Genomic DNA, 14,380 nt, shown 5'->3' with positions numbered 1-14,380 from the left:
TCAGGGCTTTCTGCCCAAGCTGGCTGTGAGCTGGTCGGCCAGGGCCTGCCGGTCCCCCTCGCTCATGGCGTAGGCGCCCATGACCAGCTGCACCGCGTTGAGCAACTGGTCCGTGGCCAGCACCTCGCCGTCTTGCGCGCGCTGGATGAACTGCCCGATCATGCCGGACGCGTCGTTCGCCATCGCGTCGCCCAAGTGGGCCGCGACAATGGCGCGCAGCCGCTCGGGATTTTCGCAAGGGTCGGGCATGCGCAGTTGCAGGCAGCGGCGCAGAAATGGGGCGGGAAAGTCGCGCTCGCCATTGCTGGTCATGACCACCAGTGGATATTCATAGCATTCCACGTCGCCGCCGGTGATCGCGGCCGCTTCGCCATCCCGGGTCAGCACCTTGTAGGTCTTCTTGCCCAGCCGGCCGAGTTCCGGGATATGGAAGCGTCCTTCCTCCAGCACGTTGAGCAGGTCGTTGGGCAGGTCGATGTCCGCCTTGTCGATCTCGTCGATCAGCAGGGCGCGCGGTCGTTGGGCCGGCAGCAGGGCCGTGCCCAACGGCCCCAGCTTGATGAAGTGGCCGATGTCCAGCTGCTGGCCATCACGCGTTTCGGTCTCCCGGTGCTGGGCGCGACCGATGGCGTCGTAGCTGTACAGCGCGTCGTGCAAGGTGCTGCGCGAGGTGACCGACCAACGCAGCGGCTCTCCCAGGTCGAGCTCATGGGCGATGGCGTCCACCAGGGTGGACTTGCCGGTGCCCGGCGCACCGGTGATCAACAGCGGCCGGCGCAGGTGCAGGGCAGCGTTGACGATGCGGACGATTTCCTCACTGCTTTTGTAATGGCTCCCATGGTGGCTGGCCGCCTTCGACAGTGGCGGAACGGGGAGCGCGGCCGGCGCGGCGGCGCGGCGCGGGCGCCAGATCGGCGGTTCCGGTGGCTGCCATGCGGTGCGGACCTGGCCGTCGCCGTGGTAAATGCGCCAATCCTGTTCGTTGTCGATGCTCATGTCTGATTTCCTGAAAGGGGAGGTTGAAGTTGTCCGGCTTCCGGCAAGTGCGAGGGCAAGTCCCACACCAGCCGGGCGCCGGACAGAATGCTGTTCGTGGTGGACTTGGCCCACAGGTCGCGCAGCTGGTCCGGGGTGTGCGCCGCCGGTGCTGCGCCAAGTGAGCGCTCGAGTTCGTCCAGTTCGCCGCGCGCCGCACCAGCGTCGACGGCGTTGGCAGCGGACTGCCTGATCCACAGCAGACAGGGTATGCCTTGCTGCAGGCAGCCCAACACCAGTTCTTCCAGCCGCTTGGGCGCCGCCGGTCCGCCATCGATGCCGATGCAAGTAGGCCCCAGCTGATCCACGGTCAGTTCTCGTAGAGCCACCTCTTGCGGCTTGCGACAGCTGTGGTCCAGCCAGTGGATGCGCGTGCCGTAGCCCTGGCCCATGCGCTGTTCGATCATCTCCACCGCCAGTCCCCACGGCGACGAGCGCCCGACACCGACCCTTCCTGCACGCTCCCTCCAGTGCAGCAGCAGCGGGTAGCGTTCGTGCAGGGATTCGTTGCTGGCAATGCCGTCCAGCGTCACGCTGATGTCGACGTCTTCCAGGCCGGCTGCCAGTTGCGCGCTGGGCAAGATCAGGCCTACCCGCAACTCGCATTCCCAGCCCGTGCGGCGATGCGCTTCGCTGAGCACGGTGGCCAGCGCGGCCGCGAAACTGTCGCGCAGGCGCGTGGGCGACAGCGCCACCGCGACAGGCTGGGTGCGCAGATGGGGCTGAGCGCTGCTGAGCCACCAGCGCAATTGTCGGGCTGTCTCGTCCAGTTCGATGAACAAGGTGGCCTGTTCGGCGCCTTGCGCCAGTTGCTCGTTGCGCAGCTTGTGCTGCAGCTGGAGCAGCAGCTCCGGCTGGCAGGCGCCTTCCATCCATTGCGCCAGCAAGGCCGCTCCGGGCTCTCCGACTTCTCCGGCCAGGCGCATTGCGAATTCTACCAACGGCGGCGGATGGCGGGCATCCGCCAAGGGCACGTCGTGCAGATGCCGTAGCCAATCCTCCGCTCTCCCCTGCGGCACGGCGCGGCTGGGATTAGGCAGGCTGCGCAGATACAGCCGTTCGTAATGCGCCACCGTGATATTGGGAATATGGGCGCGCACCAGGGCCAGCAGGCCCGCGACCGGATCGTCTGCGCGGGCGCCCCGGCCATACACTTCTCCTTCGTTCGCGGTGTCGACTACCACCATGCGGGGGCGTTGCTCGCCGAGCTCGGGGTCCTTCAGCGTGCGCCGGAACGCGGCGGCGAATTCCTCGGGGCCGGGCCGCTCGGGGCCCTTCGCCAGCGCATTAAGCAGGAGGTGGGAGAACACACCGCGCCGGGCGACGCTGTCATTCTTGGCGTACAAGCCATCGGAGGCAGCAAGCAGGATGTGCTGCGTGATCGCCTGGTGCGCCAGCGAACCGATGGTGAAATTGGTGTCGTTGGGGGTCAGCTTGGTCTTGATGGCGTCCTTGGGCGTGGCGCAGGTATCGACGATGCACACCTGCCGCCGCAAATGGCTGAGCTCTGACCGTTTCAGCGCCGACAACAATTGCTGCAAATTGACGTAATACGTTTTGTCGGTAGTGGCGTCCGCCAGCACCAGGAAGCGATCGGCGCCCTGATCGTCGATCAGGCCGTGGCCGCCCCAGTAGACCAGCAGCGCCTCGCCGCCGTCCTTGGGCAGGTCGCTGTCCACGAAACACTTGATCTCCGCCTGGGTGGCGTAGCGGCGCCGTTTCATGTCCAGGCCGCACCGATCGGCCCACTGCCGCACCTCGGGCACTTGCCAGCTGGCCGGCGACAGGAATATGGTGATCTGGTCCGGCTCCACTCCTTGCGTCATCAGCCAGTCGGCCATGCGTCTGGCGTCCGCCTCGGGGCCGTCCAGACGCCAGTTTGGATGGTAGTCATAGTGGTCTATACCTACCAACACGGCCCGCAGTTGCTTGGGATCGGGATTAAACAAGTGCGAGCTTACTGCTGACCAGGTGCCAGAACGGTTGGTTGCGCAAGTAGGCGCTGTGCGCGGCCGGGAAGGGCAGGCCGCTTTGCACCTCATGGTCGCTGACCCGGCTGTCGAACAACCCGCCAGCCAGGTAGCTGAGCGGGTCGTTGAGGTCGTAGAAATTGCTCCATGGCGGGAACCGGTCCGGCAAGGACACGGGCAACTCCGCGCTCCGCCGCAGCCTGGACAGCGCGTCGATCTCGTACAGGAAGGGCGACTGTGATCCGAAGGTGATCAGTTTGGCCACATTGTCGGGCTGGTGCTGGATCAGGGTTTCGAACGATGCGATGCCGCCCAGGCTGTGCGCGAACAAAATTACCTGGTCGTCAGGAAACTCGGCGATCTTACGGAGCAGAAAATCTCGCAACGCATCGCCGTGCGACTGGTAGCACAGGATGTCACCCACGGCAGCATAGCCTTGGTCGGTCAGCCGTCCCCGGCGGGTGCGGCTGTACCAGGTTGCGCCCCAGGACGGCAGCGACATGAGCGCGGCGCCGACCGGGCCGCGCACGTCGTTGCCCAGCGCTTGCCCCAGCCGGGTCGCCAGGGCGTTACTGCCATGCGCGTCATACACGGGCAAGCCCTGTTCCAACGCCAGATATTGAAGGGTGGCGGCCACCGCGCGCGCCAGCGCGGCGCCGTGGCTGGGCGTTCCCGCAGCGCCGCACTGTTCGGCCGCCGCGTAGGCGGGTGATTCACTGATCAGGGACAGGATGGATGCGGACGTGTGTTCCGGCGCCAGGTCGGCGACTGCGCGCGCCAGGTCTGGATCGCGTGCAAGGCCGGCGAATCGCTGCCCAAGCTGCGCGCCCGGATGCGGCAGGTGGGGAGGATAAGCCGCCATCACGCCCCCGCTTGTGGCCAGCATACCCAGTTCCGTGGTGGGCTCCCGGCACAGCAGGTCCCAAAGGGCCAGGTCGGCATCCTCAGCGGTGTTGCCGATGCTGCGGGTGTTACCGTAGCCGGGCACGGAACGGCATTCGTCGGGCAGGGTGGCGCCGACGCTGCCACCCCAGAAGCATCCCTCCAGCTTCACGTTGCACCGATGCGCCAGCAGCTGATGCTCGATTAATTTCATGGAGGCGTCGTAACCGGCCTGACGCACGCCCGTGCCGTGCACAAATAATAGAATTTTGCTCATACGCGAATAATGTAAGAATTTTAGCTGTATGGCAAGGCTCTTATTGCACCAGCAGAAAGCTTGAGGAATTCTCACCAAAGATCACTCTGCCGACGGCGCACAAAAAACGTGCTATACGCTTAACGCGGCCGGGACATCGTCGCACGCTCAAGGTTGGCCGTTGGCGTGCATGGCGTCAACGGCGAGGTCTAGATTGAAAATCTACTTCCCGATTCGTATTAAAGTTCACTTCGGAGACCTAGGAGAGAAACTCGGTGCTACTTAGGCCGCCTTAGTCAAATTTCGCATAATTTATATTATGTAAAATCACTCTCCGGTCTGCTTCTCTCCTCAGGCAGTAACAGCGCTCTTACCGTCTAATCGTCTAATGAAAGTACGCCGACATCATTCCGGGGTGTTTTGCGACATCATCGTGGGGTGACTTTGAAATTGGTAGAAAAGTTACGACTAGATGTCGCGCCGATCATTCAATAAAGCCATTCCATCATATTCAGCCAAGAACAGGCGGACACAATCCACAGCAGCGCTCTTACCTATAGTTGCACACTGCACGCCGGTCGAATCGACGTCCGAGACCGCTGCACCACTTACGATGCCATCTGCCCTGCCCGCCCTGATCGCCAACGCGTTCGCCGAGGCGATGGCCCAAAGTCGCCGCGTGGGAGGGGCCGCCACGGCCCAGGCGGCCTTTATGCGAACCGTCTCCAAGAAACTGAGTTGGAACTGCGTACCGAGCAGGCCAACGCCGCGCAGTTGCAGGCAGCGCTGAGCCAGTCCTGGCAAACGGCTGTCGAACTGGAAGAGGAAGTTGAGAAATTACGTGGCATCGTGGCCGTGCAAAAAGAAGCGATCACCAAGCTGACTGCCGAGGTGGGCGACCCGAGGTGGGCGACCTCAGGAAGTTCGCGCTCGTGGCCATCGACGACGCCCGAAGCGAGACACGGACCTGGAAGGATCGGGCCGCCTATCTGGAAGGACAGCGTCAGCTCGACAGCCGGCTGCTGGAGACGTTCCGCCAGAAGGCGTATCGCAGCGGCGCCGATATTCCCGATGTCCTCAAAAAGACATGACAGGCCGTGTGTGTGACGAATGGAGAGAATTGAAGCATCACTTTTCCTCAATACTCTCTGTCTGACACGCAACACGACAAAAACAACTCCTCCAATCTAGTGAGCCTTCCAGCCATGAACCTGCACCACATTCGCCTGTCGAATTTCCAATCCTTCGGCCCAGCCCCCGTCAGCTTCACTGTCCCCGAGTTGTGCTACCTCATTGGCCCCAATGGCTCGGGAAAAACCGCCGCGCTGCAAGCGCTCTGCCGGCTCTTTGCGTTCGATCCGGCCCTACGCCGCATCAAGAAATCCGATTTTCATGTCCCGCACGACGAAGCCGAAGTACCGGCCGAGCGCAAACTCTGGATTGAGGTCGATTTCGTGTTCCCGGAATTGGAAGACGGTGACGAGACCAACGGCGTCGCGCCCAATTTCGGGCACATGCGTCTTGATGAGGCCGATGGCCTGGTGCGCGTGCGCTTCCGCCTCGAAGCGACTCTCTCTGACGCAGGTGAAATCGATGAGTCGCTGGTGTACGTCCTCGACGTGAAGGAGGATGGCACCATCGCAAGTACCGCCCAGGTACCCAAGGCCGAGCGTAACGAAATTCACGTCCACTATCTGCCGGCTCGCCGTGATCCGGCGGACCATATCGCTTACGGTGCAAACGCGCTGCTGGGCAGGATGCTGCGGGCTGTCAACTGGGACAACGAGCGGGCCGACATCAAGGAACTGACAGACCAAATTACCGAGCGCCTGTCGAGCAACCCATCCATCAGCGCTTTTAGCGAGTGTCTTTCCGACACGTGGACGTCGCTGCACAAGGGGAGTTATTTTGCCGATCCGAAGATCACTTTCGCGGCGTCCGAAGTGGAAGCCTTACTTCGCCATCTGTCGATCTCCTTCTCCCCTGCGCACGACGATCGCGTCGCTGATTTCTCGCGGCTGAGCGACGGCCAGAAGTCCATGCTGTACCTGTCCCTAGTGGTGTCATCCCACGCCATCGGTCGCAAGGTGCTGACAGGAGAAGACACCAGTTTCGATGTCGAGAAACTGCGTCCCCCGGTCTTTACCATCATCGCCATCGAAGAGCCTGAGAACAGCTTATCGCCGCATTTTCTCGGCCGTATCGTCAACACCTTATCGAAGATCACCAGCGACGGTGACGCCCAGGCGCTGATCGCGACCCATGCGCCTTCGATGTTGCGGCGCGTACCGCCGGAAAACATCCGGTATCTTCGCTTGAACGCGGGACGCACGACGCAAGTGCGATCCATACGCCTGCCAGAGGCCCAGGACGAGGCGCACAAATTTGTTCGGGAAGCTGTTCAGGCGTTCCCCGAGATCTATTTTTCGCGGCTGGTCGTGCTTGGTGAAGGCGACAGCGAGGAAATCGTCCTGCCGAAGTTACTGCGCGCAAAAGGGGCGCCCGTCGATGAATCGGGCGTGACGGTGGCACCACTCGGAGGGCGCCACGTCAATCACTTCTGGCGTCTGTTGTCCGAACTCCAGATCCCCTACCTCACGTTGCTGGATCTGGATCTGGCCAGGTTTCGCGGGGGCTGGGGCCGGATCAAGTATGTGAACGATCAACTCGGAAAGCATGAGCCGGCCAAGCAGTTACCCGCTAATTTCGTCATACCCGAGTGGAACGATGACACGCATAAAGTACTCACCTTTTTCAATTATTTCGAGCAGTTGGAACAACGTGGCGTTTTCTTCTCCTCCCCGATGGACCTGGACTTTGCGCTGCTTATGGCCTTCCCCGTTCACTACGGCGTAACGCTGGAAGACCCTGACGCCGATACCGTCAAGGCCGTGCTGGGCAAGAGTCACCACGGTGCACAGCAGTATGCGCAAGCGCAGCTACAGCTATTTGGCACTTACCACAGCTTGTTCAAAGTCGGTAGCAAACCTGCCGCGCACATCGAGGCACTGGCACAGATCACCGATGCAGCGATGCTGGCGGCAATGCCACCTTCGTTGGCGCGGCTTGCCGATGCAGTGATTGCACGCCTGGCGGAGCTGCCGGAATGATTGCGCCCGATGCATGGGCGCCGGCCGACGGACTGACACTGGAACCGAACGCGTTGCGCGCGGCAAGGGAGCGACAGGCGAACCTGGCGCTGACCGCGGGGCCCGGTGCAGGCAAAACGGAGATGCTGGCGCAACGGGCAGACTTCCTGCTGCGCACCGACACGTGCCGTTATCCCAAGCGCATCCTGGCCATATCGTTCAAGGTGGACGCCAGCACCAACCTCAAAGAGCGCGTCAAGCGACGCTGCGGCACCGCATTGGGGCGCCGGTTTGACAGTCATACCTTCCACGCCTTTGCCAAGCGCATTATCGACCGGTTTCGTCCGGTGCTCACCGGCGCCGACGCCCTCGATCCCGGCTATCAGATCGGGAACAATCGCGTCGGGCATTCGCAAATCACGTTCCAAGACCTCCTCCCCCTCGCCATTAAGATATTGCGGCAGTCCCAAAGTGCCCGCAATGCCATCCGCCAGACCTATACGGACGTGTTTCTCGATGAGTTCCAGGATTGCACGGGTGATCAGTACGAGCTGATCAAAGTGGCGTTCAAAGGGACGGCGATCCGCATGACTGCGGTCGGTGACGTCAAGCAGAAAATCATGGGCTGGGCGGGTGCATTGGAGGGGATTTTTCAACTCTACGCGCGTGACTTTGCGGCGGTGCCGCTGAACATGTACCGCAACTTCCGCTCGCAGCCCAAGCTCCTGCGCATGCAGAACGACATCATTCGGGTCTTGGACCCGGCATCCGTAATGCCTCCGGAGCAGCTGACCGGTGAAGGGGGCGAAGTATTTGCCTGGCGTTTTCCCGATAGCCGCCAAGAGGCCGAGTATCTGGCCAACCTGATCGCGGGCTGGACCCAAGGTGGCAAGCTCCCCTATTCCGAGGTTGCGGTATTGGTTTCCAAACTGCCAGATCAATATGCCTTCGACTTGATGGAGGCGCTCACGCGTTTGGGCATCCCGTATCGCAACGAAACGCAACTGCAGGACTTGTCGGTGGAACCGGCAGCCCGGTTGATTGTCGATTTCCTCGCCTGCTTGTACGGGCAGCGCGAGCCGAAGGCCTGGACACGGCTGTCAGAGCAGTTGCTGCCATATGACGATGACGACCTGCAGTCCGCCAAGCGACGCGCCTTTCATCAATTTGTGAAGAAGCAGAGGAAAGAAGTCGCGGTGGCGCAGTTGCTAGGTGCCCCTTACGATGGTTGGTGGGAGCACGCGAAGCAATTTCTCAGTGCGGTTGGCCTGGAGACGTTGGTGGCCCTGTCGCCGGACTATGAAACACACGCTCGGCTGAGAGAGGTCATTCAGCAGGTCAAGACGAAGATTGAGGAGTTGCTCCAACTGGAACCGGTGCTGCCATCGGCACTGAATCGTTTTGCTGACGATCAGGCTGTGCGTTTGCTGACGATCCACAAAAGCAAGGGCCTGGAATTTGATTCGGTGATCATGCTCGGGATCGAGGAGCAAGCGTTCTTTGGCAATCTGGCCGACGAGCGTTGTGTGTTCTTCGTCGGCGTCTCGCGGGCAAAGCGTCGGCTGGTGCTGACCTACGCCGATCAACGGCCCAAACCGCCGAACTACCAGAAGCGGTGGGATGTCGTCCGTCGCCCGCATAATGAGTTCCTGGGGTACGCGCTCCCCTTCCTGGCCCCTGCATAGTGCAGCAGAGCCGGCGTGGGCGCCAACCCGGGAGACTGGCGAACTGGCGCGGTGAACCGGCACACGCGCGGCGCTGAAGCGGCCGTTGGAGCGGTCCATCGCAAGAAATCGTGTAAACTGCGGCCTCACAAGGAATTCATTATGAGTATTTTTACAATCGGCTACGAAGGGTTGGATATCGACCAGTTCATCAAGCTGCTGAAACTGGGCAAGGTCGATACGGTGGTCGATATTCGCGAACTGCCGTTGTCGCGTAAGCGCGGTTTTTCAAAGAACGGGCTGCGGGAAATCTTACAGGCCAATGGCCTGGGCTATCGTCATATCGTCGCGCTGGGGTGCCCCAAACCGATCCGCAACCAGTATCGGGAAGACGGCGACTGGTCGCGCTACAAACGCGACTTCAAGCGCTACCTCACCAGTCAACGCGCCGTGGTGGCGGAATTATCCGAAATCGCACAGGAAAGTCATTGCGCGTTACTTTGCTTTGAGGCCGATTACCAGATGTGCCATCGATCTATGGTGGCCGACGCAGTCCACCAGGACTGCGGCCTGCAGATCAACCATCTGCAAGCGGCAGCCCTTAAAACAAACAACCCTGCGCAGCGTCACCTGGCGCTGGCTTAGGCGGATAGATCAGGCTGATAATGAGCCACTGGTGCTGAAACCGATGGATATTTCCCATCATGAACGTCAAATCGCGTGCAGCGAAATCCTGTTCCAGCTTTGCCCGGAAAGGCGTTTCCCAGGCGTCCCCATGCGACTTGCGGCAGTTTCGGAACAGCATGGCCACTTCCCAGTCTACGACCTTGTGACGGTAAGCGCGTTCGCCGTCCGGCGTGTCACATAGATAGTGGTAGTGAAAATCGAATGGCATCTTTTCCAGCTGCTTGAGTTGCTTGCGCTGTTCGTCTTCTGAAAACAAGTTGCCTTGGCTCTGCTCCTGCGACAGCTTGGTCAGTTCCTCATCAGTCCACTCTGGATTGTCGACCGCCGTGATCTCCAGTCTTTCAATGCGCTTTGGACGCAGTAATGCCAAGCTGATGTGCTGCGTTTGCCTGGCCTGTTCCAGTGCGTCAAAGCTGCCGAACGTGGGGATCTTCTCCCACCAAGGACGGCGAAACACCCACCCCTTATCCGGCGGTATCGTTTCGCCGATCTGGATCGTATCGACAAATACCTTGTGGCTTTCAGGACGATGATCGGCCGGCGATTTTTCAACGCGCAGCGTCACCCATTGCCACTTCTGAAATTGCTGGTTTTCAGCGATCATGCGAAACGGCACGGGGTAAAGGCGGCGCATCTGGCCATGCTCGTTGATGCCGGCGACGCACGAAGTCTCGGTATGTTTGGCGCTGGGCGACGGATAGGTTTTAGCCAAGATCAGGATACGCTCCAGTTTGCTCGCCATGCGCCCGCCTTCCCCGGATAGATATTTGGAAATTAGTGTTATTTTTCTTTTATCATATATCTTTTTTAACACCTTGTGCAGCGGGGCATGTCGTTCGTCAAGCAGTTTTGAGCGGCGCGGGGCAATAAAGTGTTAGTGCTCTCGCTTGTGGTTGATGCCTTGCGACTTCCAAGTTCGCGCTGATCCAATCTTCGGATACCGGCAAGACGTGGATCGCTTGTGCGTTAGGCAATCACGCATGACATTTCGGCCTGTTTCGTTATTTTGCGCACATGTCAGAACCGGCATGGGTTCGGTAAATATCCTGATTGACTGGCACCTTTACTTCCTTACCTCGGGTGCGGTCAACGTGGTGGCAATCTTGTCGAGATAGGTCCGCAACTGTTCTCCGATTTGTTCCTGTGCCTGCGCCTTTGCATTGGCCTGGGCCAGCAATAGCTCCAACTCACGGACCTGTGTCTTGATCGGCGCGATCTGGTCGTTGGCATTGTTTAGCTGCTCGGTCAGTAGTTCAGCTTCGGCGATTTTACTGACCAGTTGGCGCTCGGTATCCGCAGCGCGCACCTGTAGCGACTGCAACGCGTCGACTTTTTGCTCCAGCTTACGGACCTGTGTCAGCTGCTCGTACAGGTCCTGCTTGGTGTGCGACAACTCCGACACCAATTTCGCTCCTTCCTGGTTCAGGCGGGTCATCTCGTCTTGTTTGACGGCGACCGCCTGCTGAGCCAGGCGCAGCTCAGCCTGCGCTTGCTGTACTTGTAGTTCGTGGCGCCGGATATCGGCTTCGCGCTGCTCTTTTACCGACTGGCGATAGTGTTCTAGGGCCTGGCGCGCGTGCTGGTGTTTCTCTTCCAGAGATTGCCGATGTGTTTCATTCTCGGCAAGTCGCTGCTGCAGGTCAGCCACTTGCTGTTGGGCGACCTGGCGCGCGGTCGATTCCCTTTGATGATTGCTACGGCTGGCCGCCAACGCCGCCGCCTGCTCTTGGAGGGTCGTTTCCAACTCCAGCACGCGGACCCGCTGCAACGCATTGTCGTTCTGGGCCGCCTGCAACAGCGCCACCTGTTCGGCCGCCGTCGCATCCGATATGGCACGGGCCGCCGCTATCCGTTCCTGTGCGTCATCCTCCAGCCGCGCGGCCAACCGCGAGACCAGGTCCTGTAACGCCTCGCTGATCGAGCTGCGCTTGTCGCCGGCGCCGCCATCCTCCTCCAATTCCTTGAGGTATTTGTGGATAGTGGTTTTGGAGCCAGTATTCCCCAGTGCCACGCGAACGGCGTCTACCGACGGATTTATACCCTGCGCAATGAGGGCGTCACGCGCCTTTTGTACGTCCGATTTGTAAAGCCCGCTGCGTGCCATAGGGTCTCCGAGGATGAAATAAGATAATATATTACATACCACGTAATTACATACCACTTCTCACCAAATTCCAAGAGAAATTGCGTTTAAATCTTATATCGGATAAAGTAGGTTTATCCGGCGTGACGATAGAAACCGTACGATTTTTCGCATTTTTCCCTGTAATTTCGCCGTTGGCCAGCTACATTGATGCTTTGCCGTGGAGGTAGCGATAGTGACGCTCGACGATTACACCACTGACCCGAAAAAACGAGGCTCGTTGATCCTCGCCTTGCGGCGGACCATCGTGAGTGAATTCACCGCTGAGGACTGGAAAGAATTCGGCTATTTGTCCGGCCATACTGAATATATCCAAGGACACAAACGTCTCATTCGCAGCCTGAGCTGGGGAGATGAGGACTATGGCCAGTGCGTCCTGCAGACGCTGGAGCATCTCTTCCGTGAGGATATGGTGGCCGTAGAACAGCTCATCAACCATGCCAAGCTGACCAGCCTTCTGCTAAGGGATAGCGCTGAGCTGTCAATTTTCGTGCTCAGCGGGCTTGAAAGCGTCAAGAGCGAGGCGCCAACCGGTCTGTCCAGCGGAGACGTGGTGCTGCGCGCGCTCAATGACGCCGAGCATCTCATGCAAGTCAGCGGCCCGGTCAGCGCCGTAGACCGCCTGCACACGGTACTGCATGGCTATTTCCGCAGTCTGTGCATTGAGGAAGGGATCGCCGTTGCCGACGATGCTTCGCTGACCGCGCTATTCAAAATCTTGCGCCAGGAGCATTCCGTTCTGCAGTCCTTGGGCTCGTATGACAAGGATCTGGTGCGCGTGCTGCAGGGCTTTGCACAGGCCATCTACGCCCTGAATTCGCTGCGCAATAATGGCAGCGTCGCGCATCCTTCCGAGGATTTGCTGGGCGAAGCGGAAGCCCATCTGGCCGTCAACGCCAGCCGCACCATTTTCAACTACATCAGCGCCAAGGTCGGACATTAATCCTTATGTCGAAATTAGACCAGTACATCGAGGCGGCCACCCGCCAAAGCACGCGCCAGAGCTATCGGGGCGCCATTGAACACTTCGAGGTTGAGTGGCAGGGAGTGCTGCCTGCGACGGCCGATAGCGTTGCCCGCTATCTGGCCGAATATGCCGGCACGCTCGCCATCAGCACGCTGCGTCAGCGCCTGGCGGCACTCGCGAAGTGGCACACGGAGCAGGGATTTCCTGATCCGACCAAGGCACCGATTGTGTGCCAAGCATTGCGCGGCATCCGAGCGCTACATCCCGCCCAGGAAAAGCAGGCCAAGCCGCTTTTGCTGGCCGAGCTGGAAAGCGTGGTGGCCTCGCTCGATTCCGCGATCGCTGCTGCTCGCAGCGCCGCCGACCGCGGCGCGGAGCTGCGCAACCTACGCGATAAGTCACTGCTTCTGCTTGGATTCTGGCGTGGATTTCGCAGCGATGAACTCAGTCGCATACGGATAGAGGACGTTCAGGCCAAGGCTGGCGAAGGCATCAGCTGCTACCTGGGCAGCACCAAAGGAGACCGGCAGAATTTGGGCACGACCTTCAAGGCGCCGGCGCTTTCGCGGCTTTGCCCGGTCGATGCGTACCTGGATTGGATTGCTTCCGCACAGATGGACAGCGGACCAGTGTACCGCCGGGTCGACCGCTGGGGACACGTCGGCGAGAGCGAGCTGCACATCGACAGTATCGCTCCACTGCTGCGCACGATCCTGGGCAACGGTGGCCTGAGCTCAGCGGGTCTGTACAGCGGGCATTCGCTTCGCCGGGGCTTTGCAAATTGGGCCGCAGGCAATGGCTGGGATGTAAAGAGCTTGATGGAATATGTCGGCTGGCGGGATATGAAATCTGCCCTGAGATATGTTGATGCGGCGGCGCCGTTCATGAAAGATCGCATCGAGCGTACACTCTCGATCAGCAGTGCGGCCCAATAAAAGTAAGCGTCGTCCTAGCCGACTGCGCCGTCGAGATCGGTAACTCGGCTACCGAGCGCACCTTGCATGGCGTTGCCATCGATAGCCGCAACTACCTCTTCGCTGGCGCCGGCTGCGGTGGCGAACGCGCCGCCGCGATCTACTGGTTGATCGGCACAGCCAAGCTGAACGGCGTCGCCTCCGAAGCCTGGTTGCATCACGTGCTGACGCATATCGGCGATCATCCGGTCAGTCAGATTGAAGATTTCCTGCCCTGCAACTGTGCCGCGTAGCTCCCGTCGGCTCAACAACACGCCGCTTCCCAGTGGTGTGTGCCATCATCATCTAATAATTCGACGACACCCTCAAGACGGGGCTGGCGTTAGGCCTACAAACCAACGCCGTCTTCGAGACTGGCCTCGATGCGGACGATGGTGCCTGCTGCATCGACAAACATGTCCAGCAAACCGATTTCGTGTCCAAAATCGCCGGTGAAATCGACCCGTACTCGCGCTAGGCCGGCGCCAAGGTCCTGCAGCGAGAGGAAGCGCGTCACCGTGTGGTACCCAACGAAAAACTGCTCGATATAAGCGCGAATGCCAGTATGGCCATCGAAGCAATGGCCGGTCGATGGGTCGTCGATCACTGCATCAGGTGAGAATAGCTTCAGTACAGTGTCAACGTCCCCGGAATTGGAGGCGGCGATAAAAGCATCGGCGATCTTGCGATGGCTTGTCGTAGTTTGGTCAAGATTCACTTATAGCTCCGTTTGA

Annotated in this window: 12 protein-coding genes and 1 pseudogene; 7 read left to right on the top strand and 6 right to left on the bottom strand. The window is 60.0% G+C overall.

The genetic code is table 11. The annotated features are described in order from the left end of the window. Genes GEV01_RS02955 through GEV01_RS02945 form a run of 3 tightly spaced genes read right to left on the bottom strand, consistent with a single transcriptional unit; the run spans window position 1 to window position 4,164 of the window. On the bottom strand, window positions 1–996 hold the full coding sequence (locus GEV01_RS02955) for an AAA family ATPase (protein WP_152801536.1): 996 nt from the start codon (window positions 994–996) through the stop codon (window positions 1–3). Beyond that, the gene (locus GEV01_RS02950; protein WP_175022891.1) at window positions 993–2,951 is read right to left on the bottom strand and encodes a VMAP-C domain-containing protein; all 1,959 of its coding nucleotides are present in this window, start codon (window positions 2,949–2,951) and stop codon (window positions 993–995) included. The genes GEV01_RS02955 and GEV01_RS02950 overlap by 4 nt, the downstream gene beginning before the upstream one ends. A gap of 25 nt (window positions 2,952–2,976) precedes the next feature. Next, the gene (locus GEV01_RS02945) at window positions 2,977–4,164 is read right to left on the bottom strand and encodes a lipase family protein (RefSeq protein ID WP_152801532.1); all 1,188 of its coding nucleotides are present in this window, start codon (window positions 4,162–4,164) and stop codon (window positions 2,977–2,979) included. A 911-nt stretch (window positions 4,165–5,075) separates the two neighbouring features. On the opposite strand from GEV01_RS02945, the gene GEV01_RS30690 reads away from it, so the two are divergent. From GEV01_RS30690 to GEV01_RS02930, 4 genes are all read left to right on the top strand, one after another. Then, window positions 5,076–5,234 carry a hypothetical protein gene (locus GEV01_RS30690; RefSeq protein ID WP_175022889.1) on the top strand — a complete coding sequence of 53 codons (159 nt, stop codon included), beginning with the start codon at window positions 5,076–5,078 and terminating at the stop codon, window positions 5,232–5,234. A 114-nt stretch (window positions 5,235–5,348) separates the two neighbouring features. Next, window positions 5,349–7,253, top strand: a complete 1,905-nt coding sequence (locus GEV01_RS02940) for an ATP-dependent nuclease (RefSeq protein WP_152801530.1) — start codon at window positions 5,349–5,351, stop codon at window positions 7,251–7,253. Beyond that, entirely contained in the window at window positions 7,250–8,917 is a 1,668-nt protein-coding gene (locus GEV01_RS02935; RefSeq protein ID WP_152801528.1) for a UvrD-helicase domain-containing protein, read from the top strand. The genes GEV01_RS02940 and GEV01_RS02935 overlap by 4 nt, the downstream gene beginning before the upstream one ends. Window positions 8,918–9,058: 141 nt before the next feature. Further along, the gene (locus GEV01_RS02930) at window positions 9,059–9,541 is read left to right on the top strand and encodes a DUF488 domain-containing protein (protein WP_152802304.1); all 483 of its coding nucleotides are present in this window, start codon (window positions 9,059–9,061) and stop codon (window positions 9,539–9,541) included. Here the strand turns inward: GEV01_RS02930 and GEV01_RS02925 are convergent. Together GEV01_RS02925 and GEV01_RS02920 are read right to left on the bottom strand one after the other, a co-directional pair. After that, on the bottom strand, window positions 9,498–10,325 hold the full coding sequence (locus tag GEV01_RS02925) for a hypothetical protein (RefSeq protein ID WP_152801526.1): 828 nt from the start codon (window positions 10,323–10,325) through the stop codon (window positions 9,498–9,500). The genes GEV01_RS02930 and GEV01_RS02925 overlap by 44 nt on opposite strands. A gap of 321 nt (window positions 10,326–10,646) precedes the next feature. Further along, complete coding sequence (locus GEV01_RS02920; RefSeq protein WP_152801524.1) at window positions 10,647–11,687, bottom strand: DNA-binding protein; 1,041 nt, start codon at window positions 11,685–11,687, stop codon at window positions 10,647–10,649. A gap of 214 nt (window positions 11,688–11,901) precedes the next feature. Between GEV01_RS02920 and GEV01_RS31390 the strand changes: the two genes are divergently transcribed. The 3 genes and pseudogenes from GEV01_RS31390 to GEV01_RS02905 all read left to right on the top strand — a co-directional run. Further along, window positions 11,902–12,669, top strand: coding sequence for an abortive infection family protein (locus tag GEV01_RS31390; RefSeq protein WP_152801523.1), 768 nt, complete (start codon window positions 11,902–11,904; stop codon window positions 12,667–12,669). 5 nt (window positions 12,670–12,674) lie between these two features. Next, on the top strand, window positions 12,675–13,628 hold the full coding sequence (locus GEV01_RS02910; RefSeq protein WP_152801521.1) for a site-specific integrase: 954 nt from the start codon (window positions 12,675–12,677) through the stop codon (window positions 13,626–13,628). Window positions 13,629–13,648: 20 nt separating this feature from the next. Beyond that, window positions 13,649–13,900, top strand: a pseudogene (locus GEV01_RS02905) (transposase domain-containing protein); the annotation flags it as partial. A gap of 95 nt (window positions 13,901–13,995) precedes the next feature. On the opposite strand, the gene GEV01_RS02900 reads toward GEV01_RS02905, so the two are convergent. Continuing rightward, window positions 13,996–14,364 carry a YybH family protein gene (locus GEV01_RS02900; RefSeq protein WP_328595420.1) on the bottom strand — a complete coding sequence of 123 codons (369 nt, stop codon included), beginning with the start codon at window positions 14,362–14,364 and terminating at the stop codon, window positions 13,996–13,998. Window positions 14,365–14,380 lie beyond the last annotated feature (16 nt).

Source organism: Rugamonas rivuli, from assembly GCF_009380165.1.
GTDB lineage: Bacteria > Pseudomonadota > Gammaproteobacteria > Burkholderiales > Burkholderiaceae_D > Rugamonas > Rugamonas rivuli.
The sequence above is the reverse complement of the archived record's forward strand: the minus strand, read 5'-3'. Positions and strand labels throughout refer to the sequence as shown.